At 65.6% G+C, this 26,778-nt stretch carries 23 protein-coding genes and 1 pseudogene; 7 read left to right on the top strand and 17 right to left on the bottom strand.

Features of this window, described 5'->3' with window-relative positions; genetic code table 11:
* Positions 1-97: 97 nt before the first annotated feature.
* From nudB to E1956_RS05405, 12 genes are all read right to left on the bottom strand, one after another.
* Positions 98-583 carry a dihydroneopterin triphosphate diphosphatase gene (gene nudB, locus E1956_RS05460; protein WP_028217896.1) on the bottom strand — a complete coding sequence of 162 codons (486 nt, stop codon included), beginning with the start codon at positions 581-583 and terminating at the stop codon, positions 98-100.
* Between the two features lie 179 nt (positions 584-762).
* Positions 763-2,568 carry an aspartate--tRNA ligase gene (gene aspS / locus E1956_RS05455; RefSeq protein ID WP_134747725.1) on the bottom strand — a complete coding sequence of 602 codons (1,806 nt, stop codon included), beginning with the start codon at positions 2,566-2,568 and terminating at the stop codon, positions 763-765.
* Positions 2,569-2,645: 77 nt separating this feature from the next.
* On the bottom strand, positions 2,646-3,281 hold the full coding sequence (locus E1956_RS05450) for a DUF502 domain-containing protein (protein WP_134747724.1): 636 nt from the start codon (positions 3,279-3,281) through the stop codon (positions 2,646-2,648).
* Positions 3,282-3,356: 75 nt separating this feature from the next.
* Positions 3,357-3,710, bottom strand: coding sequence for an FmdB family zinc ribbon protein (locus E1956_RS05445; protein ID WP_134747723.1), 354 nt, complete (start codon positions 3,708-3,710; stop codon positions 3,357-3,359).
* A 192-nt stretch (positions 3,711-3,902) separates the two neighbouring features.
* Complete coding sequence (locus tag E1956_RS05440) at positions 3,903-4,562, bottom strand: methyltransferase domain-containing protein (RefSeq protein ID WP_134747722.1); 660 nt, start codon at positions 4,560-4,562, stop codon at positions 3,903-3,905.
* A 117-nt stretch (positions 4,563-4,679) separates the two neighbouring features.
* The gene (gene ubiB, locus E1956_RS05435) at positions 4,680-6,257 is read right to left on the bottom strand and encodes a ubiquinone biosynthesis regulatory protein kinase UbiB (protein WP_134747721.1); all 1,578 of its coding nucleotides are present in this window, start codon (positions 6,255-6,257) and stop codon (positions 4,680-4,682) included.
* A 3-nt stretch (positions 6,258-6,260) separates the two neighbouring features.
* Positions 6,261-6,932 (bottom strand): ubiquinone biosynthesis accessory factor UbiJ, encoded by a 672-nt coding sequence (locus tag E1956_RS05430; RefSeq protein WP_134747720.1) that lies wholly within the window; start codon positions 6,930-6,932, stop codon positions 6,261-6,263.
* 121 nt (positions 6,933-7,053) lie between these two features.
* A complete protein-coding gene (locus E1956_RS05425; protein WP_134747719.1) occupies positions 7,054-8,064 on the bottom strand; it encodes a Tim44 domain-containing protein in 1,011 nt (336 codons plus the stop codon).
* A gap of 36 nt (positions 8,065-8,100) precedes the next feature.
* A complete protein-coding gene (ubiE, locus tag E1956_RS05420; RefSeq protein ID WP_134747718.1) occupies positions 8,101-8,832 on the bottom strand; it encodes a bifunctional demethylmenaquinone methyltransferase/2-methoxy-6-polyprenyl-1,4-benzoquinol methylase UbiE in 732 nt (243 codons plus the stop codon).
* A gap of 100 nt (positions 8,833-8,932) precedes the next feature.
* The gene (locus E1956_RS05415; RefSeq protein WP_134747717.1) at positions 8,933-9,355 is read right to left on the bottom strand and encodes a gamma-butyrobetaine hydroxylase family protein; all 423 of its coding nucleotides are present in this window, start codon (positions 9,353-9,355) and stop codon (positions 8,933-8,935) included.
* 89 nt (positions 9,356-9,444) lie between these two features.
* Positions 9,445-9,876 (bottom strand): HIT family protein, encoded by a 432-nt coding sequence (locus tag E1956_RS05410; RefSeq protein WP_134747716.1) that lies wholly within the window; start codon positions 9,874-9,876, stop codon positions 9,445-9,447.
* Positions 9,877-9,918: 42 nt separating this feature from the next.
* On the bottom strand, positions 9,919-13,965 hold the full coding sequence (locus tag E1956_RS05405; protein WP_134747715.1) for a DUF3683 domain-containing protein: 4,047 nt from the start codon (positions 13,963-13,965) through the stop codon (positions 9,919-9,921).
* 562 nt (positions 13,966-14,527) lie between these two features.
* On the opposite strand from E1956_RS05405, the gene ilvA reads away from it, so the two are divergent.
* From ilvA to queF, 3 genes and pseudogenes are all read left to right on the top strand, one after another.
* Positions 14,528-16,054, top strand: a complete 1,527-nt coding sequence (ilvA, locus tag E1956_RS05400; protein WP_232071278.1) for a threonine ammonia-lyase, biosynthetic — start codon at positions 14,528-14,530, stop codon at positions 16,052-16,054.
* A gap of 12 nt (positions 16,055-16,066) precedes the next feature.
* A pseudogene (locus tag E1956_RS05395) lies at positions 16,067-16,960 on the top strand (5'-nucleotidase); the annotation flags it as partial.
* Positions 16,961-17,070: 110 nt separating this feature from the next.
* Complete coding sequence (gene queF / locus E1956_RS05390) at positions 17,071-17,895, top strand: NADPH-dependent 7-cyano-7-deazaguanine reductase QueF (protein ID WP_134747712.1); 825 nt, start codon at positions 17,071-17,073, stop codon at positions 17,893-17,895.
* 89 nt (positions 17,896-17,984) lie between these two features.
* Here the strand turns inward: queF and mtgA are convergent, their stop codons facing one another.
* The 5 genes from mtgA to mpl all read right to left on the bottom strand — a co-directional run bounded on the left by mtgA (position 17,985) and on the right by mpl (position 23,997).
* On the bottom strand, positions 17,985-18,800 hold the full coding sequence (gene mtgA, locus E1956_RS05385) for a monofunctional biosynthetic peptidoglycan transglycosylase (RefSeq protein WP_134747711.1): 816 nt from the start codon (positions 18,798-18,800) through the stop codon (positions 17,985-17,987).
* Between the two features lie 60 nt (positions 18,801-18,860).
* Positions 18,861-19,721, bottom strand: a complete 861-nt coding sequence (gene aroE / locus E1956_RS05380) for a shikimate dehydrogenase (RefSeq protein WP_134747710.1) — start codon at positions 19,719-19,721, stop codon at positions 18,861-18,863.
* Positions 19,718-21,883, bottom strand: a complete 2,166-nt coding sequence (locus tag E1956_RS05375) for a ribonuclease catalytic domain-containing protein (RefSeq protein ID WP_134747709.1) — start codon at positions 21,881-21,883, stop codon at positions 19,718-19,720. Before E1956_RS05375 ends, aroE begins: the two co-directional genes overlap by 4 nt.
* A 105-nt stretch (positions 21,884-21,988) precedes the next feature.
* A complete protein-coding gene (locus tag E1956_RS05370; RefSeq protein ID WP_134747708.1) occupies positions 21,989-22,609 on the bottom strand; it encodes a YqiA/YcfP family alpha/beta fold hydrolase in 621 nt (206 codons plus the stop codon).
* Positions 22,606-23,997, bottom strand: coding sequence for a UDP-N-acetylmuramate:L-alanyl-gamma-D-glutamyl-meso-diaminopimelate ligase (gene mpl, locus E1956_RS05365; protein WP_134747707.1), 1,392 nt, complete (start codon positions 23,995-23,997; stop codon positions 22,606-22,608). Before mpl ends, E1956_RS05370 begins: the two co-directional genes overlap by 4 nt.
* Positions 23,998-24,218: 221 nt before the next feature.
* Here mpl and E1956_RS05360 point away from each other — a divergent pair, with 221 nt between their 5' ends.
* The 4 genes from E1956_RS05360 to accB all read left to right on the top strand — a co-directional run bounded on the left by E1956_RS05360 (position 24,219) and on the right by accB (position 26,671).
* Positions 24,219-24,863 (top strand): UDP-N-acetylmuramate--alanine ligase, encoded by a 645-nt coding sequence (locus E1956_RS05360; protein WP_134747706.1) that lies wholly within the window; start codon positions 24,219-24,221, stop codon positions 24,861-24,863.
* Between the two features lie 24 nt (positions 24,864-24,887).
* Complete coding sequence (locus tag E1956_RS05355; protein WP_134747705.1) at positions 24,888-25,439, top strand: TlpA family protein disulfide reductase; 552 nt, start codon at positions 24,888-24,890, stop codon at positions 25,437-25,439.
* Between the two features lie 205 nt (positions 25,440-25,644).
* A complete protein-coding gene (gene aroQ, locus E1956_RS05350) occupies positions 25,645-26,097 on the top strand; it encodes a type II 3-dehydroquinate dehydratase (RefSeq protein WP_028220148.1) in 453 nt (150 codons plus the stop codon).
* 103 nt (positions 26,098-26,200) lie between these two features.
* Positions 26,201-26,671: an acetyl-CoA carboxylase biotin carboxyl carrier protein gene (gene accB / locus E1956_RS05345; protein ID WP_134747704.1), complete on the top strand. Its 471-nt coding sequence runs from the start codon at positions 26,201-26,203 to the stop codon at positions 26,669-26,671.
* Positions 26,672-26,778: the final 107 nt, after the last annotated feature.

Raw genomic sequence — 26,778 nt, 5'->3', positions numbered from 1 at the left:
CGCGAGTCGGTGCCGGCGGCGCTGTCGCCGGCGCTCTTGCCCGCGCCATTGCTTGCGCCATTGCCTGCGCCGTTGCCGCGTTCGGTGCTGGTGTCGCTCACGTGAGCGCTCCACGAAGCTGCTCGAGGCGCCCGGGCAGTTGCAGGATCGCCTCGCGATTGGACCACGAGAAACACTGCGCCGCCGCCTCTTCAAAAGGCAGCCATCGCCAGGCAACATGTTCGCGCGGCGCGAGCGTGACGACCGTGCCCTCGGGCACCTCCAGGCTGAACCAGTGCTCGGTGTTGCGCGTGACGCCCGGCGCATAGCGGTGGCGCCAGACCGGGTAAATTTCGTACTCGATCTCGTGGCGCCAGTCGCGCAGCGCGTGCTCCGGCACGCCCGGCGCGCCAACGACGATGCCCGTTTCCTCGGCCACCTCACGCACGGCCGTCTCGGCGAACGGCTCGTCGATCCGGTCTTTCGAACCCGTCACCGACTGCCAGAAGCCCTGCCGGTCGGCGCGCTCGATGATCAGGACTTCGAGCCGCGGCGTGTGGATGACGACGAGTACGGATTGCGGAATCTTCGGCGGCTTCTGCATGGCGATGGAGCGCGGTGGTGCGTCTGGGGGATGCGTGGCGCGACGCGCGGGTAAAACGCGCGGCGCTTTAGTAATGAATTTAACGCAAAAAGCAAAAAAGGCGCACGATGCGCCTTTTCTGTGTTGCGTTGCGTGACGCAAGCGCCGCCTTGCGGCTCATGCGTACGCCGCGGTGTCGCTTACTGCGCCGGCTTCTGCTCGGGCTGACGCAGACGGATATGCAGCTCGCGCAGTTGGCGCTCGTCCACCGGGCTCGGCGCCTGCGTGAGCAGATCCTGTGCACGCTGCGTTTTCGGGAACGCGATCACATCGCGGATCGAGTCGGCGCCGGCCATCATCGTGACGATGCGGTCGAGACCGAACGCGATGCCGCCATGCGGAGGCGCACCGTACTGCAGCGCGTCGAGCAGGAAGCCGAACTTCGCGCGTGCTTCTTCCGCATTGATCTTGAGCGCGCGGAACACCTTGCTCTGCACGTCTTCCTGATAGATACGCACCGAGCCGCCGCCAATTTCCCAGCCGTTCAGCACCATGTCGTAAGCCTTCGCGAGGCAGCGGCCCGGATCCGTTTCGAGGTATTCCAGGTGCTCGTCCTTCGGGCTCGTGAACGGGTGGTGCGCGGCCACGTAGCGGTTTTCTTCCTCGTCGTACTCGAACATCGGGAAGTCGATCACCCACAGCGGCTTCCAGCCCTTCTCGACGAGACCGTTGGCCTTGCCGAACTCCGAATGGCCGATCTTCAGGCGCAGCGCGCCGAGGCTGTCGTTCACGACCTTCGCGCGGTCGGCCGCGAAGAAAATGATGTCACCGTCTTGCGCGCCGGTGCGCTCGAGGATCGCGGCGATCGCGGCGTCGTGCAGGTTCTTGACGATCGGGCTTTGCAGACCGTCACGGCCCTTCGCCGCTTCGTTGACCTTGATCCACGCGAGACCCTTCGCGCCATAGATGCGCACGAATTCCGTGTAGCCGTCGATGTCGCCGCGCGAAAGCTCGGCGCCCTTGGGCACGCGCAACGCCGCGACGCGGCCGTCCTTCGTGTTGGCCGGTGCGCTGAACACCTTGAAGTCGACATCCTTCATGGCGTCGGTCAGCTCGGTGAACTCGAGCTTCACGCGCAGGTCCGGCTTGTCCGAGCCGAAGCGGCTCATGGCTTCCGAATACGGCATGACCGGGAACTTCGCATCGAGCTCGACGCCGATCGTTTCCTTGAACACGTGACGCGCCATGTCTTCGAACAGGTCGCGGATTTCCTGTTCGCCGAGGAACGACGTTTCGCAGTCGATCTGCGTGAATTCGGGCTGACGGTCGGCGCGCAGGTCTTCGTCGCGGAAGCACTTGACGATCTGGTAGTAGCGATCGAAGTTCGCCACCATCAAGAGCTGCTTGAAGAGCTGCGGCGACTGCGGCAGCGCGAAGAACTGGCCAGCGTTCACACGCGACGGCACGAGGTAGTCGCGTGCGCCTTCCGGCGTGCTCTTCGTGAGCATCGGCGTTTCGATGTCGATGAAGCCGAGCGCGTCGAGATACTTGCGCACGGCCATCGTCACGCGGTAGCGCAGACGCAGGTTGTGCTGCATCTGCGGGCGGCGCAGGTCGAGCACACGGTGCGTGAGGCGCGTGGTTTCCGAGAGGTTGTCGTCGTCGAGCTGGAACGGCGGCGTGACCGATGCGTTCAGCACCACGAGCTCGTGGCAGAGCACTTCGATCTTGCCGCTCGTGAGGTTCGTGTTGACCGTGCCTTCGGGACGGTTGCGCACGAGGCCCTTCACTTGCACGCAGAACTCGTTGCGCACGCCTTCGGCAGTCTTGAACATCTCGGCGCGATCCGGGTCGCAGACGACCTGGACGAGGCCCTCGCGATCGCGCAGGTCGATGAAGATGACGCCACCGTGGTCGCGGCGGCGTTGCACCCATCCGCACAGCGAAACAGTTTGGCCCAGCAGCTGTTCGGTCACCAGACCGCAGTATTCAGATCTCATCGACATGATGTTCGTCTTTCGTTATGCATGAATGAACGGGACGGCCGCGCGTGACATACGGGCAGCCGGCGCGGCGTCCGGTATTAAAGCGGGGGGTCGATGGGGCGCCGCACAGGATTCGCGGCAGGCGCGACGACGCCCATCGAAACAATATACTTGAGCGCGGCATCGACCGTCATGTCGAGCTCGATCACCTCGCTCTTCGGCACCATCAGGAAAAAACCCGAGGTGGGATTGGGTGTGGTCGGCACGTACACGCTCACGTGCTCTTCGCGCAGATGGTTCACCACGTCGCCGCCCGGAATGCCGGTGAGGAACGCGATGGTCCAGGAGCCCTTGCGCGGATACTCGATCAGGAGTGCCTTGCGAAACGCATTGCCATTGCTGGAAAGCAGTGTATCGGAAACCTGCTGGATACTGCTGTACAGCGGTCCCACGACCGGGATGCGGCGCACCAGCGCATTCCACCATTCGACCAGCTTCTGGCCGATGAAGTTATGCGTGAGCAGCCCCACCACGAAGATGAACGCGAGCGTGAGCACCGCGCCGAGACCGGGCAGGCGCACCGTGGGACGCCACGAGGTGGGCAGCAGGAGCAGCGTCTGGTCCATCGTGCCGATGACGAGATTGAGCACCCACAGCGTCAGGGCCAGCGGCACCAGCACGAGCAGGCCGGTCAGGAATACCGATTTGAAGGTCGCTTTCTTGATCGTCGTCATGTACACGCCATCCGGACCGCGCGCGAGGCGCGGCGCTTGGCGCCGCCGGGCTCCGGGGAGCCGGGCAGCAGGGTTTCAGGTGGAGCCAGACGTGCTGGGCGCCGAACTCGCGGGTGTGGCTGCGGCCGCAGGCGTTGCGGTGCTTGCGCTCTCGCCCGCGGGCTTGCTGCCTTCGGACGACGACGCGCCCTCGTCTGACTTGGCGCCGGTTGCAGCAGCGCTCGTGCCAGCACTTTTGCCGTTATTGCCGCCACGGAAATCGGTGACGTACCAGCCCGAGCCCTTCAGCTGAAAGCCGGCCGCGGTGACCTGCTTGCGAAATGTGTCCGCGCCGCAGCTCGGGCACTGCGTCAGGGGCGCATCGCTGATCTTTTGCAGCACGTCCTTGTCGAAGCCGCACGACTCGCAGCGATAAGCGTAGATCGGCATGATCTCTTTCCTGATGAAACGAGTGAAATTCTGATAAAAGCTTGCAAAGCCTTGAATTATAGCCGGAAACGCGCCCCTGGCCCGGCATTTGCCGGGCCAGCCTGGCGCAAAGCGGCTTCGCTGCAGTTGGGGGCGGCTTGCGCCCGATCAAGTGCGGGCCTGCGTTTTCACCTGCGGTCGGGCTGGGCGGCGCTATCCAGCGTGCTGCGCCGTGGCCGGAGCGTCGTTGCGCTGCCACGTGAGCCAGCGCTCGCGGCCGACGAATACGGGCAGCGAACCTTCCACGGGTTGATCCTCGAGCAGCGTGAAATACGGCGCGAGGAGCGCGTCCAGCTCGGCGCGATCAATGCCGAAGGGCGGCCCCTTGGGCGTGTCGCCGAGGAAGAAGAAACCCGCCAGCAGCGCCCCGGGCTCAAGCAGCGCGGCCATGCGCTGCGCATAGAGCGGCCGGTGCGCCTTGGGCAGCGCGCACAGGAACGCGCGCTCGAAGACCCAATCCGTCGCGAAAGGCGGCTCGTAGGCGTAAAAGTCCGCTTCCTCGACGACATCCGCAAAATCGCCGAGCGCGGCGCGCGCGTTCGCCACCGCCGACGGCGCGAAGTCGATCGCGCGCACCTTGCGGCCGCGCTCGGCCAGCCAGCGCGCCTCCCAGGCGTTGCCACAGCCGGGAATCAGCACGGCGGCGGCCGGATGCGCGGCTGCGAAGGCCTCGAAGGCCGGCTGCACACCCGCCTGATCCCACGGCGTGAAGCCGCGCTCGAAGCGTTCGTTCCAGAACTCGCGCTCGCCGGGGTCGCGCGTTTCGAACTCGGGCACCTCGCCCGGCTGCTGGGGAAGGGTCGGTTCGCTCATCGTCTCACTCCTTGTCTGCGGGGCTGATGCGCCTGCTACTGCTATACGCCTGCTATACGCCTGCTATACGCCTGCTATATGCCTGCTATATGCCTGCTTTGGGCCTGCTGGTCAGCCTCAGCCGCCATAGGCCCAAGCCAGCCACACGTGCGCCGCGACCATGCCCACCCCCACCGCCACGCCGAACACCACGAGGCCCTGCAACATGCGGTTGGTGCGGCGCTGCTCGGCCAGAATCTGGCGAATGGTGTCGTCATTGGCGAGATGCGCCGGGTCCTGACGATGCAGCAGCGCCTGATGCACGAGGCGCGGCAACTGCGGCAGCGTCTTGCTCCACTGCGGCACCTCGATCTTGAAGCGCTCATACCAGCCGCGCAAGCCGATCTGCTCGGTCATCCAGCGCTCCAGATAGGGCTTGGCGGTCTTCCAGAGATCCAGCTCCGGATCGAGCGAGCGCCCGAGGCCCTCGACGTTGAGCATGGTCTTTTGCAGCAGCACGAGCTGTGGCTGGATTTCCACGTTGAAGCGGCGCGAGGTCTGGAACAGGCGCAGCAGCACCTGGCCCAGCGAAATGTCCTTGAGCGCGCGGTCGAAGTACGGCTCGCACACGGCGCGAATGGCGCTCTCGAGCTCCTCGACGCGCGTCGTGGGCGGCACCCACCCCGATTCGATATGCAGTGTCGCGACGCGGTGATAGTCGCGCTTGAAGAACGCGAGAAAGTTCTGCGCGAGGTAGTTCTTGTCGAAGTCCGAGAGCGCCCCGACGATACCGAAGTCGAGCGCGATATAGCGCCCGAAATGCGCCGGGTCGAGACTCACCTGGATGTTGCCGGGGTGCATGTCGGCGTGAAAGAAGCCGTCGCGAAAGACCTGGGTGAAGAAGATCTCCACGCCCTCGCGCGCGAGCTTCGGAATATCGACGCCCGCCGCGCGCAGCTTGTCCACCTGGCTGATCGGCACGCCCACCATGCGCTCCATCACGAGCACATTGGGCGTGCTGAACTCCCAGTACATCTCCGGCACGAGCAGCAGGTCGAGGCCCACGAAGTTGCGGCGCAGCTGGCTGCCGTTGGCGGCCTCGCGCATGAGGTCGAGCTCGTCGTGCAGGTATTTGTCGAATTCGGCCACCACCTCGCGCGGCTTGAGGCGCTTGCCGTCGGCCCACAGCCGCTCGGCCCAGACGGCGAGATCACGCAGCAGCAGCAGGTCCGAATCGATCACGGGCCGCATGTTGGGGCGCAGCACCTTCACCGCCACGGCCTTGCCCGCATGCTGGCCCGACTTCACCTTCGCGAAGTGCACCTGCGCAATCGAGGCGCTCGCCACGGGCACCCGCTCGAACTCGTCGAACAGCGTGTCAACAGGCGCACCCAGCGATTTTTCGATGATGTCGATCGCCACCTGCGATTCGAACGGCGGGACCTGATCCTGCAGCTTCGCAAGCTCGTTGGCGATATCGAGCGGCAACAGGTCGCGGCGCGTGGAGAGCACCTGGCCGAACTTCACGAAGATGGGCCCGAGGCTTTCGAGGGCGAGGCGCAGACGCACGCCGGGCGGTTGATCAAACTTGCGGCCGATGGTGGTGATGCGGAGCAGCAGCCTGACGCGCCGGTCATTGATCCGGCTCAGCATCATTTCGTCGAGACCGAAGCGGATGACCGTAAAAAAGATCTTCAGGAAACGCAGAAAACGCATGTCTTAGAGGCCTGTTGTCTGGCTCGGGCCGCGCGGCGCGGCGCCCGACGGCGCCGCTTGGGCGCCATTCGGGGCGCCCCGCGCTTGTGATTTTTGTTCAAGGCGCTCGATGCGCTTCTCCACGCGCGCCAGTGCATCACGCGCGCGTGACAGCTCCGCATTGAAGCCGTCGAGCTCGGCGTGCCGCACGAGCTGCGGATTCTCGTCGAGCAGATATTCGGTGACGGAGCCGAGCACGTTGCGCCCCGTGCGCAACGCCTGCTCATGCACGGCGCGCGCAAGCGTCGCGACGCGCGAAGCCGGCGCGTCGCCGATCAGCTTCGCGAGGTCCTCTTCCGGCTCCCAGCGCAAGTGCTCCGCCAGCTTGCCGATGATTTGCGCGAATTCCGCGTCGCCCTCGATTTTCACGTGCTTCATGACGGCGGACTGGCCGCCCTGCACATACGAAGAGAGCGCGCCGGCCGGCAGCGAGAGCTCGACATCGGCGCGCTGCGCGTCGTGCTCGTCGACTGCCGCAAGGTAGCCGTCGGGCTGCACGAGCAGCGTGAGCACGACGGGCGGACACGACAGACGCGCGGTCTTGCCGGCATAGGGAGCGAGGCGGTCACGGGCCCACGATTCGCGGGCGAGCAGGTGATTGACGGCGGCGGCGAAGGGCTTGGCGGCGAGAGTCATCGGCGTGGAATAAAGAAACCCGCGCGGGCTTCAAGCTCGCGCGGGTTCCTATTGTAGCGTTCGCGCCGTCCGATCGCGCCGCGATCCGGCGGCGCGCAATCAACGCCGCATCAGCGCGGGATCAATGCGTTTCGACCTGCTGGATGCCGGCCAGCAGCCAGCCCTCGCCCGAGCTGCGCGACTTCGAGAGATTCCAGATCTCGATGAACGGCGCGGCAGCCGCGCCCGCCTCTTCGCGGATCAGGCCGGAGAAGCGCACGCTCGCGAGATATTCGTTGCCGCGCTCTTCCACCGCGAGCAGGTCGGCGTTGAGCTGAACGACGTCGGTCTGATTGGGCTGCGTGCCGCGACCCGCGAGGTCCACGCGGATCTCGGCGAACATCTCGGGCGTCGTGAATTCGCGGATGTCCTCGACGTTGCCCACGTCCCACGCGGCCTGCAGGCGCACGAAGTAGACCTTGGCGTTACGCAGGAACGCTTCGGTGTCGAAGCCCGCCGGCACGGCCGGCGCCGTTTCGATCTGCGGCGTGGTGAGCGGATTGGCTTCCGGCGCGAGGTACTGGCCCGTAGGCGGCGCCGTGTAACGCGGCTCCTGCGGCTGGTAGCCACCCATCTGGCTCAATCCGCCGGAAGGCGGCAGGCCTGCGCTGCCCGTCTGAAACGCGGGCTGCGGCCCACGGCGGCGGCTCATGAACTTGCGGATCAGCCAGATGGCGACGAACGCGATCAGCGCGATCACGATCATGTTCGCCATCATGCCGGCGAACGCCTCGCCAAGGCCGAAGTGCGAGAGCAGCGCCGCGATGCCGAGGCCGGCCGCGAGACCCGCGATCGGTCCGAGCCAGCGGTTGCGCGCCGGAGCGGGCGTGGGCGTGGGCGCCGGCGTAGCGGGCCTCGCGGCCTGCTGTGCGGGATTGGTCGGGCTCGGCTGCGCGGGCGGCGGCGTGGTGCTGCGCTGAGAGGCCACCGACGACTGCTTGCCGATGCTGCGGCCGCCACCCATGCGGCGGGCCTCGGCGTCGAGCGAGGCGAAGCTGCCCGCCACGATCGCGCCGATCACGGCCAGGATTCCGATCCGCCTGGCCCACGACACTGAAAGCTTTTTGGAAGCAATACTACGGGGCTCAGACATGGCGGAATTTCCTTTAAAGACAGAGAGTTGGGAACACTAATACTTTGTGCCGACGTGTAAGGCTACCACGCCAGCTGACAAATTGTAATATTTGACGGCATCGAGGCCGACTTGTTCCATCATCGTCTTCAATGTTTCCTGGTCGGGATGCATGCGGATCGATTCCGCGAGATAGCGGTAGCTATCGGCGTCCTGTGCGAAGCGCGAGCCCAGCCACGGCAGCACCTTGAACGAATAGACGTCGTAGGCCTTCTTGAGCGGCTCCCAGACCTTTGAGAATTCGAGCACGAGCAAGCGCCCGCCCGGCTTGAGCACGCGGCGCATCTCGGCGAGCGCGCCATCCTTGTGGGTCATGTTGCGCAGACCGAAGGCCACCGTCACCACGTCGAAATAGTTGTCCGGAAAGGGAATTTTCTCGGCGTCGCAGAGCAGCGCGGGCGTGATCACGCCCTTGTCGATCAGGCGGTCGCGGCCCACGCGCAGCATCGACTCGTTGATGTCGGTATGCCAGACCTGGCCGGTCGGGCCCGCTTTCTTCGCGAACGCCATCGAAAGGTCGCCCGTGCCGCCCGCGATGTCGAGCACCCGCGCGCCCGGCCGCACGTTCGCCTGGGCGATCGTGAACGCCTTCCAGGCGCGATGCAGCCCGCCCGACATCAAGTCGTTCATCAGGTCGTAGTTCGAGGCGACCGAATGGAACACGCCGGCCACCTTCTTCGCCTTGTCCTGTTCGTCGACTGTTTCGTAGCCGAAGTGGGTTTTGCTCATCGCGCTCGTCCTTTCGCGGGTCTGACCGGATCGTGTCCGGTCTTATGTGATGAAGTGCGGCGCGTGGGCGCCGCGGCGGGCAGGATCGTAACAGGAAGCGTCAGTGGCAGTGGCCGTGTGCTGCACCGCCATGGGGTTGGGCCGCCATGGGGGCGTCGCGCTCGACGCCCGCGGCCTTCAGTTTGGCGAAATACTCGGCCCAGAGCGCGTCCTGGCGCGTCGCCAGCTCATAGAGCTGATCCCAGGAGTAGATGCCGCTGCTGTGGCCGTCGGAGAAGGTGGGCTGCAGCGCGTAGTTGCCCACGCCTTCGAGCGCCGTGATCGTGACCTCGCGCTTGCCCGTTTGCAGCGTCTCCTGGCCGGGTCCGTGGCCGCGCGCTTCCGCCGAGGGCGTATAGACACGCATCAGCTCGAATGGAATGCGGTAGCTCTCGCCATTGCCGTATTGCAGTTCGAGTACGCGCGACAGCGCGTGCACCACGACGCCGGTCGGCACCGGCGTATCGGATTTCAGTCCACTCATGATTGTTTATGTCTCTCCTTCAGCGTCGCCGGCACGCGCCTGCGCGCGCTGCCACGAGCACGCAGTCGTGCCCGCGCAGCGCAGCACGCTCAGGCGAGCGCCTGCTCGATTTCCTGACGGACCGCGTCGCGCAGCAGCGTCGCCTGCGCGCGGCGCTGCCCGAGCATCGCCTCCGAGACGGTGCGCTGGCGCGGCGACCACACCGACATCGGAAAATGCGCGTCGTTCGTGAAGCGCGGAATCACATGCCAGTGCACGTGCGGCACCTGGTTGCCAAGGCTCGCGAGGTTCACCTTCGATGGGTGCATCACGCGGCGCAGCGCGCGCTCGACCGCGTAGACCGCCCGCATCAGATGTTCCCGGTCATCCAGCCCCAGATCCGAGAACTCGCCGACATGCGTATTCCAGATGACCCGGCAAAAGCCGGGATAGTCGGCTTCGGCGGTCGCGAGCACGACGCGCATACGCTCGTCTTCCCACAGCACATCGCCGCCTTCTTCACTGCAGAATACGCATCCCATCGTCGTCCTCGAACCCGTGTTACGGAAAATTTTGCGCTGCCATTAAACCAGCACGCGCTCGATTCCGCCATTGTTCGCCTTCTGAACGTAGTCCGCCATCCAGTTTTCGCCAAGCACATGTCGGGCGATTTCCACCACGATGTAGTCGGCTTCGATGTTGGCGTCCTCGTTGTACCGCGACAGGCCCTGGAGACACGACGGGCAGCTCGTCAGAATCTTCACATCCTGCGTGCTGCCCTGCCCGCCCGCTTCCTGCGGCGTGGCCGGCTGCACCCCGTTCGCGCCGTTGCCAACGATCGGAATGCCGCGCAGCTTCGCCGCGCCCTTGCGGATTTCCTCTTCCTTGCGGAAACGCACCTGCGTCGAAATGTCTGGGCGCGTGACCGCGAGCGTGCCCGATTCGCCGCAGCAGCGCTCGTTCTTCTCGATCTTGTAGCCGTCCTTCTCGGCGCCCATCAACTCATTGACGAGCTTGACCGGGTCCATCGTCTTGATCGGCGTGTGGCACGGGTCGTGGTACATGTAGCGCGTGCCCGACACGCCATCGAGCTTGATGCCCTTCTCGAGCAGGAACTCGTGAATGTCGATGATGCGGCAGCCCGGGAAGATCTTGTCGAATTCATAACCGGCGAGCTGGTCGTAGCAGGTCCCGCACGACACCACCACCGTCTTGATATCAAGGTAGTTGAGCGTGTTCGCGACGCGGTGGAACAGCACGCGGTTGTCCGTGACGATCTTCTCGGCCTTGTCGTACTGGCCCGAGCCGCGCTGCGGATAGCCGCAGCACAGATAGCCCGGCGGCAGCACGGTCTGCACGCCCGCTTCCCAGAGCATCGCCTGGGTGGCAAGACCGACCTGCGAGAACAGCCGCTCCGAACCGCAGCCCGGGAAGTAGAACACCGCTTCCGAATCGACGTTTGTCGTCTTCGGATTGCGGATGATCGGCACGATCTTGTTGTCCTCGATGTCGAGCAGCGCGCGCGCCGTCTTCTTCGGCAGGTTGCCCGGCATCTTCTTGTTGACGAAGTGGATCACCTGCTCGACCACGGCCGGCTTGCCCGTGGACGCGGGCGGATGCGCGGTCTGCTTCTTCACGACCTTCTTGAGAATGTCGTTGCCGAGGCGCTGCGCCTTGTAGCCCACGCCCATCATCACCTCGCGCGCGAGGTTGATGGTCTGCGGGTTGGTGGCGTTCAGGAAGAACATGCCCGCCGCGTTGCCCGCGTTGAACTTCTTCTTGCCCATCTTGCGCAGCAGATTGCGCATGTTCATCGTGACGTCACCGAAGTCGATCTTGACCGGGCACGGCGTCACGCACTTGTGGCAAACCGTGCAGTGGTCGGCCACGTCGTTGAACTCGTCCCAGTGCTTGATCGACACGCCACGGCGCGTCTGCTCTTCATACAGAAACGCCTCGACCAGCAGCGAAGTCGCGAGAATCTTGTTGCGCGGGCTGTAGAGCAGGTTCGCGCGCGGCACGTGCGTCGCGCACACGGGCTTGCACTTGCCGCAGCGCAGGCAGTCCTTCACCGACTCGGCAATCGCGCCAATGTCGGACTGCTTCATGATCAGCGACTCGTAGCCCATCAGGCCGAACGACGGCGTGTAGGCGTTGCGCAGGTCGGCGCCGTCGAGCAGCTTGCCCTTGTTGAAGCGCCCTTCCGGGTCCACGCGCTGCTTGTAGGCGCGGAACTCGGCGATCTCCTCTTCGGTGAGGAACTCGAGCTTCGTGATGCCGATGCCGTGCTCGCCCGAGATCACGCCGTCGAGCGAGCGTGCGAGCTTCATGATGCGCGCGACCGCGTGGTGCGCGTCCTGCAGCATCTCGTAGTTGTCCGAGTTGACCGGAAGGTTGGTGTGCACGTTGCCGTCGCCGGCATGCATGTGCAGCGCCACGAACACGCGGCCGCGCAGCACCTTCTTGTGGATCGCCTGGGCTTCGTCGAGGATCGGCTTGAATTCGCCGCCGTTGAAGATCTGGCGTAGTTCCGCGCGGATTTCCTGCTTCCACGAGACGCGCACCGTGCGGTCCTGGGTGATGTGAAAGACGGTGGCGTCCGGCTGAACGTCGACACGGTCGGCGAACTTCTCCGCCAGCGCCTCGTAGCCCAGTTGCACGAGATAGTGCTGGGCCTCGCGCAGCGACATGTCGAGCTTCTCGCCCACGAAGGTCCAGCGCTCGCGCACGCGCTTGAACAGGTCGAGCGCCTGCTGCACGCGGTCTTCGAGCAACTCCGCCGAAGGAATCTCGCTGGCGTCGTCGCTGCGGCCGAGCGGCAGGTTGCCGGCCTTGAAGAACGCTTCGAGCGCATCGACGAGTTGCAGCTTGTTCTTGATCGAGAGCTCGATGTTGATGCGCTCGATGCCGTCCGTGTACTCGCCCATGCGGTTCAGCGGGATCACGACGTCTTCGTTGATCTTGAACGCATTGGTGTGCTTCGCGATCGCGGCCGTGCGGCTGCGGTCGAGCCAGAAGCGCTTGCGCGCCTCGGCGGAAACCGCCACGAAGCCCTCGCCGCTCTTGCCGTTGGCCATGCGGATGACTTCCGAGGTGGCGGTGGCCACGGCATCGGCGTCGTCGCCGACGATATCGCCGATCAGCACCATCTTCGGGAACGCGTTGCGCTTGCTCTTGGTCGCGTAGCCCACGGCGCGCAGATAGCGCTCGTCCAGATGCTCGAGGCCGGCGAGAATCGCGCCGCCCTGCTTCGAGGTCTCGAACAGATAGTCCTTGATCTCGACGATGCTCGGAATCGCCTCGCGCGCCTGGCCGAAGAACTCGAGGCACACCGTGCGCGTGTGCGCCGGCATCTTGTGCAGCACCCAGCGCGCGGACGTGATGAGACCGTCGCAGCCTTCCTTCTGCACGCCCGGCAGGCCAGCCAGGAATTTATCGGTGACGTCCTTGCCGAGGCCTTCCTTGCGGAAACGCTTGCCCTCGATGTCGAGCCATTCGGTGCGCAGCAGCTTTTCGCCCGGCGCATGCTCGCCGTCGAACCACTTCAGCTCGAAGCGCGCGACGGGAATGTCGTGGATCTTGCCCATGTTGTGGTCGAGGCGCGTGACTTCGAGCCAGTTGCCCTGCGGGTCGACCATGCGCCACCAGGCGAGGTTGTCGAGCGCCGTGCCCCAGAGCACGGCCTTCTTGCCGCCCGCGTTCATCGCGACGTTGCCGCCGATGCACGAGGCGTCGAGCGAAGTCGGGTCGACGGCGAACACGAAGCCCGCGGCATCGGCGGCCTCGGTCACGCGGCGCGTGACGACGCCCGCGCCCGAGAAAATCGTCGCGACCTTGCGGTCCACGCCGGGCAGGTCGGTCATCTCGACGGGGCCGAGCTGCTCGAGCTTTTCGGTGTTGATGACGGCCGAGAACGGCGTGAGCGGCACCGCGCCGCCCGTGTAGCCCGTGCCGCCGCCGCGCGGGATCACCGTGAGGCCGAGCTCGAAGCAGGCCTTGATGAGGCCGGCGATCTCGACTTCGGTGTCGGGCGTCAAGACGACGAACGGATATTCCACGCGCCAGTCGGTCGCGTCGGTCACGTGCGAGACGCGCGAGAGGCCGTCGAAACGGATGTTGTCCTTCTGCGTGCGGCGGCCGAGCACCTTGGTGGCGCGGCGGCGCAGGTCGGCCATCTTTTCGAATTCGGCGGCGAAGTCGTCGATGGCGCGGCGCGTGGCGTTCACGAGCTTTTCCACGCGCGCGGCGCGGTCCACGCCTTCCTGGTCGGCGTGCTCCTGGAGGTCGGCGCGGCGGCGCTTCTCGATTTCGGCGAGGCGGTGGTTCAGCGCCTCGATCAGGAGCCCACGGCGCTTCGGATTGTCGAGCAGGTCGTCTTGCAGATACGGGTTGCGCCGCACGACCCAGATGTCGCCGAGCACCTCGTAGAGCATGCGCGCCGAGCGGCCGGTGCGGCGTTCGGCACGCAGCTCGGCAAGCGCGTTCCATGCTTCCTCGCCTAGCAGGCGGATGACAATTTCGCGATCCGAAAAGGACGTGTAGTTATACGGAATCTCGCGCAAGCGCGGTTCGATGTCGGTTGCCACGGCGGCGGCGGCGCCGTGAGGATCGAAAACTTGAGGTGCGTTCATGGTTGGACGACTCTTTGTGCCAGCCCCGCGCATGTGGCTCGATGCCTTGCATGGCGGACGCTGACGGGGCGCGTGGGGCGCTATTCTGAAATCGTGTCCGCCGGTGGCTCGCGGCTGGCGCGCTGTTGGCTGATAGCGGACTTTAGGGGTGGGGAAGCATGGCGGCTGCACTCACGCCGATGGGTTCCCCGACGTTCGGACTTAGCGGCACGATCGTGCGTGCCGGACGTGCCGCTGCGCCGCGGGGCGGGTCTCGCGCCGCGCGGGCATCAAATGGGCTGTCCGAATCTGCCTGTGCATCTTCCGATCCTTGTTTCAAAAAGCGATTTTAACGCATGATCCGCGCCTGCGCTGACGGCGGTCGGGAACTTCGCAGACGCGCGACACGAGTGTCGGTCATCAACGCGACAAGCCCGTGATGCGGGCACGACACAGGCGTGCGCCAATGAATTCGCCGTCCGAAGGGTCGGGGATTGGTCCGCTGTTAGCCTGCTGTTGGCATGATCATTGGCGCTATCATTTACGTTTTCCCGTCAAATCTCGCGCCTGGCGCGCCCCCAGCATGGCCTCCCACGACGATTACCTGAAGAAAGTCCTCACCGCCCGCGTCTATGACGTGGCCCGCGAGACCGAGCTGGAGCGCGCGCCGAACCTCTCGGCACGCCTGCGCAACACCGTCCTGCTCAAGCGCGAGGACAACCAGCCGGTGTTCTCCTTCAAGCTGCGCGGTGCCTACAACAAGATGGCGCACCTGACGCCCGAGCAGCTCGAGCGTGGCGTGATCACCGCTTCGGCCGGCAATCACGCCCAGGGCGTGGCGCTTTCGGCCGCGAAGCTCGGCGTGAAGGCCGTGATCTGCGTGCCCATCACCACGCCCCAGGTCAAGGTCGATGCCGTCCGCGCCCATGGCGGCCCCACCGTCGAGGTCGTGCAGGCCGGCGAATCCTATAGCGACGCCTACACGCACGCCGTGCGCCTGCAGGAGGAACGCGGCCTGACCTTCGTGCATCCGTTCGACGATCCGCATGTGATCGCCGGCCAGGGCACGGTGGCGATGGAAGTGCTCAGCAAGCATCAGGCCCCGATTCATGCGATCTTCGTGCCGATCGGCGGTGGTGGCCTAGCGGCCGGCGTGGCCGCCTACGTGAAGGCGGTGCGCCCCGAGATCCGCGTGATCGGCGTGCAGACCGACGACTCGTGCGCGATGGCGCAGTCGATGAAGGCGGGTCAGCGTGTCGAGTTGAGCGAAGTCGGCCTGTTCTCGGACGGCACGGCGGTCAAGCTCGTGGGCGAGGAAACCTTCCGCCTGTGCCAGCAATATCTGGACGACGTGCTCACCGTCGACACCGACGCGCTGTGCGCCGCGATCAAGGACGTCTTCCAGGACACGCGCAGCGTGCTGGAGCCGGCGGGTGCGCTGGCCGTGGCGGGCGCGAAGCAGTACGCGGAGCGCGAGGGCGTCGCGGGCAAAACGCTGGTGGCCATCACCTCGGGCGCGAACATGAACTTCGACCGCATGCGCTTCGTGGCCGAGCGCGCGGAGGTGGGCGAGGCGCGCGAGGCGGTGTTCGCGGTGACGATCCCCGAGGAACGCGGCAGCTTCAAGCGTTTTTGCGAGCTGGTGGGCACGCGCAGCGTGACCGAGTTCAACTACCGCATCGACGACGCCGAGCGCGCGCACATCTTCGTGGGCGTGCAGATCCGCAACCGCGGCGAGTCGCAGACCATCGCACAGGCCTTCGTCGATCACGGTTTCCCGTGCGTCGATCTCACTGGCGATGAACTCTCCAAGCAGCACATCCGCTACATGGTGGGCGGACGCTCGCCGCTCGCGCACGACGAGCGGCTGTTCCGCTTCGAGTTCCCGGAGCGCCCGGGCGCGCTGATGCGCTTCCTCTCGTCGATGGCGCCGAACTGGAACATCAGCCTGTTCCACTACCGCAACCAGGGCGCGGACTACAGCTCGATCCTCGTGGGCATTCAGGTGCCATCGGCCGAGGACGCGGAGTTCCGCCGCTTCCTGGCCACACTCGGCTATCCGCATTGGGAAGAGACGCAGAACCCGGCTTATCGTCTGTTCCTCGCCTAAAGCACGACGATCATGGCCGTTTCGCTCTCCGACAAGCTCGTCGTCGCCATCTCGTCGCGCGCGCTCTTCGACTTCGAGGAGGAGAACCGCGTCTACGAGACCGGCGATCTGCGCGACTACGAGGCGCTGCAGCGCGAACGCCTGCACGTGCCCGCACGGCCCGGCGTCGCGTTCGCGTTGATCCGCAAGCTGCTCGCGCTGAACAACGGCGCCCATCATGTGGAAGTGGTGATCCTCTCGCGCAGCGATCCCATCAGCGGGCTGCGCGCGTTCAGCTCGTGCCGCGAGCACAAACTCGACATCCAGCGCGGCGTGTTCACGCGTGGACGCGAGCCGTGGCGCTACCTCAAGCCGCTCAACGCTTCGCTGTTTCTTTCGGCGAATCCCGAGGACGTGCGCGGCGCGCTCGACGCCGGCTTCCCTGCCGCACGCGTCTTTCCAGAATCGGCGACAATGTCGGAACGCAACGCGCGCGAGATTCGCATCGCGTTCGACGGCGATGCGGTGCTGTTTTCCGATGAAGCCGAGCAGATCTTCCAGCACGAGGGCTTGAGCGCCTTCGTGAGCCACGAGCGCGACAACTGCGAGCTTCCGCTCGCGCAGGGGCCGCTCAAGCCGCTGCTCGAAGCGCTCAACCGGCTGCAGAAGCTCGCGGATGCCAACGCCACCATGCGCATCCGCACCGCGCTCGTGACCGCCCGCTCCGCGCCTGCCCACGAGCGTGCGATCCGTACGCTGATGGCCTGGAACATCGAAATCGACGAAGCGATGTTCCTCGGCGGACTCGACAAAGGCCCGTTCCTGCGCGAGTTCGAACCCGACTTTTTCTTCGACGACCAGATCCGCCATTGCGAATCGGCCCGCTCAGTCACAGCGACCGGTCACGTGGCAAGCGGCGTGGCGAACCCCGCGCCCGCCGCCAGTGCTGTGGACGCAAGCCGCACGGCGCGCGCGGGCGCAACGAACGAAGCGTCGAGCGACGCACCGAAAGACGCACCAACTGAAACCAGCGCATCATGACTCCCGAACAATCTCCGCTCGGCAAGGCCGCCAGGTACACCGAACAATACGACGCCTCGCTGCTGTTTCCGATCCCGCGCGCGGCTGCGCGCGAGGCGATCGGCATTGGCGCGCAACTGCCCTTCTTCGGCACCGATATCTGGAACGCCTACGAGCTGTCCTGGCTCAACGCGCGCGGCAAGCCGCAGATTGCCATCGCCACGTTCTTCATTCCCGCCGATTCGCCCAACATCGTCGAATCGAAGTCGTTCAAGCTCTATCTGGGCTCGTTCGCGCAAACGCCGTTCGAGTCTGCCGAGGTCGTGCGCGATACCATCAAGCGCGACGTGTCGGCGGCCTGTGGCGCGCCGGTTTCTGTGCGGCTCGATCAGCCGGGCGCGTTCGGCAAGATTCCGTTCGAGGAATTCGACGGCCTCTCGCTCGACCGTCTCGACCTGGACACCGAGGTCTATCACCCGGACCCGACGCTGCTCAAGGCCGCGTTAGACGAGTCGCCGGTGGAAGAGACGCTGTTCTCCAATCTGCTGAAGTCGAACTGCCCCGTGACGGGACAGCCCGACTGGGGCAGTGTGCAGATCCACTACGTGGGGCCACAGATCGACCAGGCGGGCCTCCTGCGCTACATCATTTCGTACCGCAACCACACGGGCTTTCATGAGCAATGCGCCGAGCGCATCTTCATGGACATCCTGCGCGAGTGCAAACCGGACCGGCTCGCGGTGTACGCGCGCTACACGCGGCGCGGCGGCCTCGACATCAATCCGTTCCGCACCAACTTCAACATGCCGATGCCGGATAACGCGCGGCTTGCACGGCAGTAAGGGGCTATAGCGGGAAGTTGACGAAAAAAGCGCCGGTTCGTCCGGCGCTTTTTCGTTTTATGCGTGAGTCGCGACCGAAGCCGCCGAGGCTATTGCGACGACGGCGGGAGTTCCGCGGCGCCCATACGGCGCGCGATTACTCTGGAGCGCTGCGCGAGATACGGCGAGTTGCGATGCTCGTCGAAATACTTCGGCTGCGGCAGCATCACCGCCAGCCGCGCCGACTGCCACGGCGTGAGCTTCGCTGCCGTTGTGCGGTAGTAGTAGCGCGCGGCAGCCTGCGCGCCATAGACGCCGTTGCCCCATTCCACCGAATTCAGATAGATCTCGAAGATGCGCTCCTTGTCGAGCAGCGTCTCCAGCATCCACGTGATGATGAGCTCCTGGCCCTTGCGGATATAGCTTTTCTCGCGCGATAGAAACAGATTGCGCGCGAGTTGCTGCGTGATCGTCGATCCGCCGCGCACGATGTGGCCGCGCTTCTTGTTTCTCTCCCACGCCTGCAGGATGGCGTCGGTTTCGTAGCCGTTGTTGTTGACGAAGTTGGCGTCCTCGGACGCGATGATCGCGCGCTTCAGGTTGCGCGAGATCTGGTCGTACGGCACCCACTGGTGCTGGATGTCGAGGTCGGGACGATCGGCGGAAAGACGCGCCTCGTCGGTGCGCATGAAGGCCGTGGACTGCGGATCGGAGAAATTCCAGACTGCGATCTGCGCGAAGTAGAAGAGCTGCGTCGCGAGCCACGCGACGCCGAACACCAGCACCGCGTAGACGAGCCACCGCAACGCGCCGGGGCGCTTGGCGCTCAGCGCGGCAACGCCATGGTCGAAATGCCCTTCGCGCTGTGCGTCGTGTCGTCCTTCACCGAGTCCTGCTGCGCGCGGACCCGAGGCTTCTCTACGCATGGCGTCGCGACTCCCCTGTTGGTGTGGTTCTGTGCCGGCTCTGGGACCGGCAGGCGCGAATCAGGCTTGCGCTGCCAACTGCTTGCGCAGCGCGGCAAGCACGGGCGCGCCGTCAGGGCGCACGCCACGCCACACGAAGAACGACTCGGCGGCCTGCTCCACCAGCATCCCGAGCCCATCCGATGCGCGCGCACCCAGCGACTCGGCGTGGCGCATGAACACCGTGGGTTCGGCGCCATACATCATGTCGTAGGCGAGCGTGCCCGTGCCGAACGCGCGGGCGTCGCACTCAGGCAGCGCCGCGTCGAGACTGCCGGCCGTCGCGTTGACGATCACGTCGTAGGGCTTGGCGTCGACCGCGTCCGGACCGCCGCCATTGATGAGGCAACCGAACTCGCGAGCGGCGCCTTCGAACTGCTCGACAAGCGCATGCGCCTTTTGCGCGGTGCGGTTCACGATCGTGATCTCGCGCGGCTGACGCTCGAGCATCGGCAGCACGACGCCGCGTGCCGCACCACCCGCGCCCAGCAACAGCACGCGCGCGCCCTTGAGCGAGACACCCAGATTCACCTCGATGTCGCGAACGAGGCCGAACCCATCGGTGTTGTCGCCGAAAATGCCGTCTTCGTCGAAGCGCAGCGTGTTCACGGCGCCCGCCGCCGCCGCCCGCGGCGACAGCCTGTTCGCCAGCGCATGCGCCTCCAGCTTGAACGGCACGGTCACGTTCAGGCCGCGGCCGCCCGCTGCGCGAAACGTCTGCACGTGCTCGACGAAGCCATCGAGCGGCGCGAGCAAGCGCTCATAGTCGACGGGTTCGCCGGTCTCGGCCGCGAATTGCGCGTGGATATACGGCGACTTGCTATGGGCGACCGGATTGCCGACCACCGCATAGCGATCGCGCTGAATCGGCTCGGCGCTCATGCGCGCGGCTCCGTGGCGTGATGTTCGTTCAAATGCGCGGATTGCTGCACTTCCTCGCCCTCCTGCGCACCGCCCTCGCCTTCGGCTGCGTCGGTTGATGCGCTTGCATCGGCAGGCGCATCGGCTTCGGCGAGCGCTTCGGCTTCGCTTTGCGCGGATTCGTCAGCGGCTTCGATGAGCTCTTCGTCCTCGCCCGTATCCTCTTCGGCCTCGGCGCCGCTCGTGACGACCGGCGCGTCGAGCACGCGCAGCATGCGCACCGACGCCTCGATCGTCAGCTCGTCGATCGACATCACCTCCATCATCAGGCGCGTGCCGCGCGCGTGGACGCCGAGCGCGGGCACGTGCATGAGCAGCGGCACTTCCTCGAAGCGCACGAGATCGTCCTTCACGACGGTCGCCGGGAATTCGCGGCGGGCTTCACCGTTGCCTTCGCCGCGCATTTCCTGCTGGAGCCAGCGCAGGCACCAGAAGTACTCCATGCGGCGCTGATGGTCGGCGTAGGCGGTGTAGGTCTCGTCGAAGCCCTGCACGACGGCGAACAGATCGGCGTCCTTCGGTTTGAACGGCGCGACCAGCTTGGCGGCCACGCCGTGCTCGACGCACGCGAGCAACTGCCACTGGTTCACGAGGTCGACATAACGGCGCAGCGGCGAGGTGCTCCACGCGTACTGCGCGACGCCCAGGCCTTCGTGCGGCGCGGCGTTGGTCTGCATGCGCGTGCGCTTGGGGCCCGTGGGCGCGCCGAACGCACGCTGCGAGCGATAGATGCCCGGCACGCCGTGATCGTTGAGGAACGCGCCCCACGTGGAGTTCGCGAGAATCGCCAGTTCGGCGACGATCATGTCGAGCGGCGACCCGCGGCGGCGCGGCGTGATGGTGACGTGCTCGCCGTCCACGTAGAAGTTGTAGTCGGTATTGCGCTGCACTTCGCGGCGCAGGCCGTAGCCCGCGCGCGCCTGCTGGCGCTTCTCGAAGAGCGCCTGCGCGAACGGCCACAGCACGGCGATGTCGTCCTTGTGCGGATAGTCGCCCGTGCCCGCAGCCAGCGTTTCCTCGGTGACGACTTCGTCGAGCGTGTTGTGGCGCAGGTTGCTTTTCACGAACACGCGCTCGGCGCGCGTCTCCGTGGCGACGATCTCCTGCGTCTCGCGGTTCACGATCGAGTAGAGCGAGAGCGCCGGGCGCATGCCGCCTTCCTTCAGCGTGAAGGCATCGACGAAATCGTCGGGCAGCATGGTGATCTTGTCGCCGGGCATGTACACCGTCGACAGGCGCGTGCGCGCGACCGTGTCAGCCGTGTCGCCGCGCTTGATGCCCAGCGCCGGCGCCGCAATGTGGATACCAACGCGCACGCGGCCGTCGGCGAGATGCTCGATCGAGAAGGCATCGTCGATTTCGGTCGTGGTGACGTCGTCGATCGAAAAGGCCTGCACATGGTCCGCCGCGTCGGGCAGATCGTCGGGCAGCGCGCCCACTTCCACGCCCGGAAAGCCCGTGCCGTGCGGAAAGAACTCGGCGAGGAAACGCGCCTCATGCAGCGCACGCGGCGTGGCGATGCCGCCGCATTCGAGCATCAGGCGCGGCATCGAAATACCGCGCGCAGCCGCGGCCGCCTCGAGCGCCTTGTATTCGATGGTGTTCTTGTCGGGCTTCGTGAGGAGACCCAGCGCCTTGTCCTTGAGTGCCTCGGGCAGCTTGCCCGCCTTGAGATCCTCTTCGTAGCCCGCCTGCACGAGCGCCTGCTGACGCTTGCGTTCGAGCGACGCGAGCGCCATCTTCAGTTGATCTTCGGGCGCGCGTTGATACTGGCCACGGCCCTTGCGGCGGAAGTACACGGGCGAGCCGTGCAGACGCAGCACGAGCGCGGCGCGCTCGACCGGGCCATAGGATTCGCCGAAGTACTCGCTCGCGAGCGCCGTATACGCGAATTCGTCGGCGGGCGCGCATTCCCACAGGAAATCGAGATCGATTTCCTGTGCGGCGGCGTCCGCCTGCTCCAGCAGATCGCCGGCGGCGGGCTTCTCGAACTCGATCAGCACGTCTTTCGCGCGCACCTTGGCGCGCCGCCCACCCGGCAACTCGACCTGAAACGCATCGCCCTGGCGCGACAGCACGCTGCCCGCCTTGAAACTGCCCGATTCCTCAAAGAAGACGTTCACTCAACACTCTCGTTCAGACTTGCTTGGACCGCGGGGGCGATGCGCCCAGGCGGTGTTGCTGTATACATATAGGCGTTCGCGCGCTCGGCGCGAACAGGCGACGCATCAAGGCGCGTCGCCAGAGGGCGCTCCGCCAGAGGGCGCTCCGCCGGGCGGCGCATCGCAAAAGCGGATCACGTCGTCGACGTAGTCGGCAAATTCGCTGATGCCGTGGTCGCTGCCTTCGATCAGGTGCGTCCTCGCGCCCGGATAATGCGCGAGCATCTCGCGAAAATCGAGCACTTCGTCGCCGGTCGCGGCGATCAGATAGTAGCGCTGGGGCTCCGTCACCTGAGTAACGGCCAGCGCGCGCAATTCTTCCAGATGACGCGGCTCGACGACGATGCTGCCGCCGCCGTGCCAGAGCGGCTGCTCGCCCAGATACTTCGACAGGTCGCGCTCCGGCGTCACCGCCGGATTGAGCAGCACGGCGTGCCAGCCGTGCTTTTCGGCCAGATGCGTGGCGAAGAAACCGCCCAGCGAGCTGCCGATCAGCGTGATGCGCTCGCCGGCCTGCGCGCGCGCGGCGATCTCGCGCTCGACAAGCGCCACCGTCTCCACCGGCGAGACCGGCAGCATCGGGCACAGCCACTCGTCGCCACGCCCGAGCGCTTCGAGGCGTGCGTCCAGCAAGCGCGCCTTGAACGATTGCGGCGACGAACGGAATCCGTGCAGATAGACGATCACGCCGCTCTCCGCGCCGACAGCGCATCGAGCAGCTTCTGATGCACGCCGCCGAATCCGCCGTTGCTCATCACCAGCACTTGGTCGCCGGGACGCGCGGCCGCCACCACGGCTTTCACGAGCGCGTCGATGTCGTGGTACGCGCGCGCCTTCTCGCCCAAAGGCGCGAGCGCGCCCGCGAGGTCCCAGCCGAGCGCGTCCTTGCCGCTCGGCGCGCCGTAGCCGAACACGAGGTCGGCATCGGCGAGGCTCGCCGGCAGTTGCGCCTTCATCACGCCGAGCTTCATCGTGTTCGAGCGCGGCTCGAGCACGGCGAGGATGCGCGTATTGTCGCTGCCCACGCGCGTGCGCAACCCGGCGATCGTCGTTTCGATCGCGGTGGGATGGTGCGCGAAGTCGTCGTACACCGTCACGCCGTCCACGCTGCCGCGCACTTCCATGCGGCGCTTGACGTTGCGGAAGCTGGAGAGCGACTGCGCGGCCTGCGCGGGCGGCACGCCCACGCTGCGCGCGGCGGCAATCGCCGCGAGCGCGTTCATGCGGTTGTGCTCGCCCTGGATCTGCCAGTCGACCACGCCCACGCGCTCGCTGTTGTGATAGACCGCGAAGCGTTCGTCGAGCGGCACGCCTTGCTCGGCCGGCAGCGCCTGCCAGCCGCCATCCACGCCGAAGCGCTCCACCTCGCTCCACACGCCGCGCGCGAGCACGCGATCGAGCGCGTCGCTGCGCCCGTTCGAGACGACGCGGCCCACGCCCGGAATGGTGCGCACGAGATGATGGAACTGTGTCTCGATGGCGGCGAGATCGGGGAAGATATCGGCGTGATCGAATTCGAGATTGTTCAGCACCGCGGTGCGCGGACGGTAATGGACGAACTTCGAGCGCTTGTCGAAGAACGCCGTATCGTACTCGTCGGCTTCGATCACGAAGAAGCTCGAGTCGGTGAGGCGCGCCGAAATGCCGAAGTTCAGCGGCACGCCACCGATCAGGAAGCCGGGGTTCAGGCCCGCGTCTTCGAGCAGCCACGCGAGCATCGAGCTCGTCGTGGTCTTGCCGTGCGTGCCCGCCACGGCGAGCACCCACTTGTCGCTCAACACGTGCTCGCCGAGCCACTGCGGCCCCGACGTGTACGGCAGGCCGCGATTGAGGATCTCCTCCATCAGCGGATTGCCGCGCGTCACCACGTTGCCGATCACATAGAGATCGGGATTGAGCTCGGTCTGGCTCGCGTCGTAACCCTCGATCAGGCGAATACCCTGCGCTTCGAGCTGGGTGCTCATCGGCGGATACACGCCCGCGTCGCAGCCGGTCACCGTGTGGCCCGCGCTGCGCGCGAGCACGGCCAGACCGCCCATGAACGTGCCGCAGATGCCGAGGATATGGATGTGCATAAGCCTGTCGCGCCGCGCGGGCGTCGTGAACGGGTTAAAACGGTTTTTAGGGATGGGTACAGCGAAGACGGCGACGCAAGCCGCCGGAGCAAAGAACGGTATTGTACCCGACGCCCTGCGGCTTTTTCGCCGCGGCGGGCCGTTGAACAGACGATGCGCCCTGAGTCAAGCCCGGATGGGCGCCGAACAGGACGCCGGGCGATCTCTAGTATGATGGACGAATGGTTCGCAGATCACATTTCGATCCCCAGCGCGTGCGCGAGGAAATCGCCATCGCGGCAGCAAGGATGATCGCCGAGGATGGCCTCGACTACGCCACCGCCAAACGCAAGGCCGCGCGGCAGGTGGTGGGGGACACGCGTATCGAAGGCGCCTGGCTGCCCGACAACGACCAGATCGAAGACGAGATCCGCGAATATCAGGCCCTCTTTCAGGGCGAGTACCAGCCGGCAATCCTGCGGCGCCTGCGCGAGATCGCGCTCGAATGGATGCGGCGGCTCGAGTCGTTCAATCCGTTCCTCACCGGCGCGGTGCTCAACGGCACGGCCGGCGAGCACTCGGATATTCATCTGCAGATCTTCTGCGACAACGCCAAGGACGTCGCGATCTGGCTCCTGAACGCGAACGTGCAGTACGACGTCTCGGAAACGCGTCATTTCGCTGCGCGCGGCTACGTGGAAACGTTCAGCTTCATGTGGCAGCCATCGCGCGTTGAAGAGCCGGTCGGCATTCACGTGGCACTCTACAATACCGACGACCTGCGCGGCGCCGTGCGCGCCGATGCACGCGGGCGTCTGCCGCGCGCGAATGCGCAGGCGCTCCAGGCGCTGATCAACGAAAGCGGCGCCACCTCCTCCACCACCTGACTCATATAGAGCTTAAGCGCAGCAATGAACACGAAGCGGATTCTGGCCGGCGTCGCAGTGGCGGCGGTGGCAGCCGGCGGCGGCATCCTGGCGGGACACTATGCAAACAGCGGCAACACCGGCGTCGCCGACGCGGCCTCGGTCGCGGCCAGGCCAGATGCGGTCGGCCAGCTCTGGTCGGCTCCCGTGACCAACCCCGACGGCAAGGCCCAGTCGCTCGCTATCTATAAAGGCCACCCGATCGTGGTGAACTTCTGGGCGTCGTGGTGCGGGCCGTGCGTCGAAGAGATGCCCGAACTCTCCGCACTGCAGCGCGAGTACGCGAAGAAAGGCATCCAGTTCGTCGGCCTCGGCGTCGATTCGGCCGCCAACATCAAAACCTTTCTCCAGAAAGTCCCGGTCGACTATCCCATCTACATTGCCGGATTCGGCGGCGCGGACGTCGCGCGCGCGTTCGGCAACGCCGCGGGCGGCTTGCCTTACACCGTCGTAATCGACGCGAACGGCACGGTACGTGCGACAAAATTAGGCCAAATCAAGATGGACGAGCTGCGTCACACCCTTGATACACTCTGACATGCCCCAAACGCCGCGGAATAATTGACCGGAGCTTAACGGCCGTAAGGCACTTTTTGCTGCCGAATTTAGGGTAGTTGACGGAAGATCGGCCCGCGCGCGTCGCCGGGCCCATGATCGGGGCCATATCATCCGTTTGGAAAACTAGACAAATTTCTCTAATCGGCGCTAAAGTTCGCGCAATTCCACGGAAAAAGAAGCCACCATGACGCGACTGCTGGTTTTGCACGGCCCCAACCTCAATCTTCTCGGCACCCGGGAACCCGAGGTCTATGGGCGCGTGACGCTGCCGCAGATCGATCAGGCGCTTGCCGACCGTGCCGCCGATGCCGGCGTGGAGCTGGCAACGTTTCAGAGCAACCACGAAGGCGCGCTGGTGGACCGCATTCAGGCGGCCCGCAGCGAGCAGACGGATTTCATCCTGATCAACCCGGCGGCGTACACGCACACGAGCGTGGCAATCCGGGACGCGCTGGCAGGCGTCGGCATTCCGTTCGTCGAGATTCACCTCTCGAACGTCCATCGCCGCGAGGCCTTCCGGCACCACTCGTATTTCTCCGACCAGGCCGAGGGTGTCATCTGCGGCCTCGGCTGGAAGGGTTATCTCTACGCGCTCGAATACGCGCTCGACCGGCTCGCCGCCGGTTCGGCCGCGTGAGCTCGACGGCGAGAGACCTGAGGCATTCTGCAAGACAACACCAAACCCGTGCCGGGGCGCGCGCGCCCGGGTACTCACGTATGCAAAGCAAAGGGGCTGCACCATGGATCTACGTAAGCTGAAGACTCTGATCGACCTCGTCTCCGAATCGGGCATCTCGGAGCTCGAAGTGACCGAGGGCGAAGGCAAGGTGCGCATCGTCAAGAATGCGCCGCCGGTTTACGTGCAGCCGGGTGTCGCGCAATATGCCGCGCCGATGGCCGGCGCCCCGCTCGCCGCGCCCGCTCACGCGGCCGAAGCCGCAGCGAGCCCCGCCGCTGCCGCGCCGGTCGTGCCGCAGGGCCACGTCGTGACCTCGCCGATGGTCGGCACGTTCTACCGTGCACCGTCGCCGGGCGCCGATCCGTTCGTCCAGGTGGGCGACACGGTCAAGGAAGGCCAGACGCTGTGCATCATCGAAGCGATGAAGCTCCTGAACGAGATCGAGTCGGACGCGGCCGGCGTGGTCAAGGAAATCCTCGTCGAAAACGGTCAGGCGGTCGAATACGGCCAGCCGCTCTTCGTGATCGCCTAAGCTTTTCTGCGCGCGGCGGTGGCCTTCTTTTGCTGGCCGCGCCGCGTTTGTCGCGTTTGGCGCCCGAAGATGGCGACGCACGCGACCGATCCGCTGAGGTGCCCGCT

It is taken from the genome of Paraburkholderia pallida (assembly GCF_004524855.1).
GTDB lineage: Bacteria > Pseudomonadota > Gammaproteobacteria > Burkholderiales > Burkholderiaceae > Paraburkholderia > Paraburkholderia oxyphila.
The sequence above is the reverse complement of the archived record's forward strand: the minus strand, read 5'-3'. Positions and strand labels throughout refer to the sequence as shown.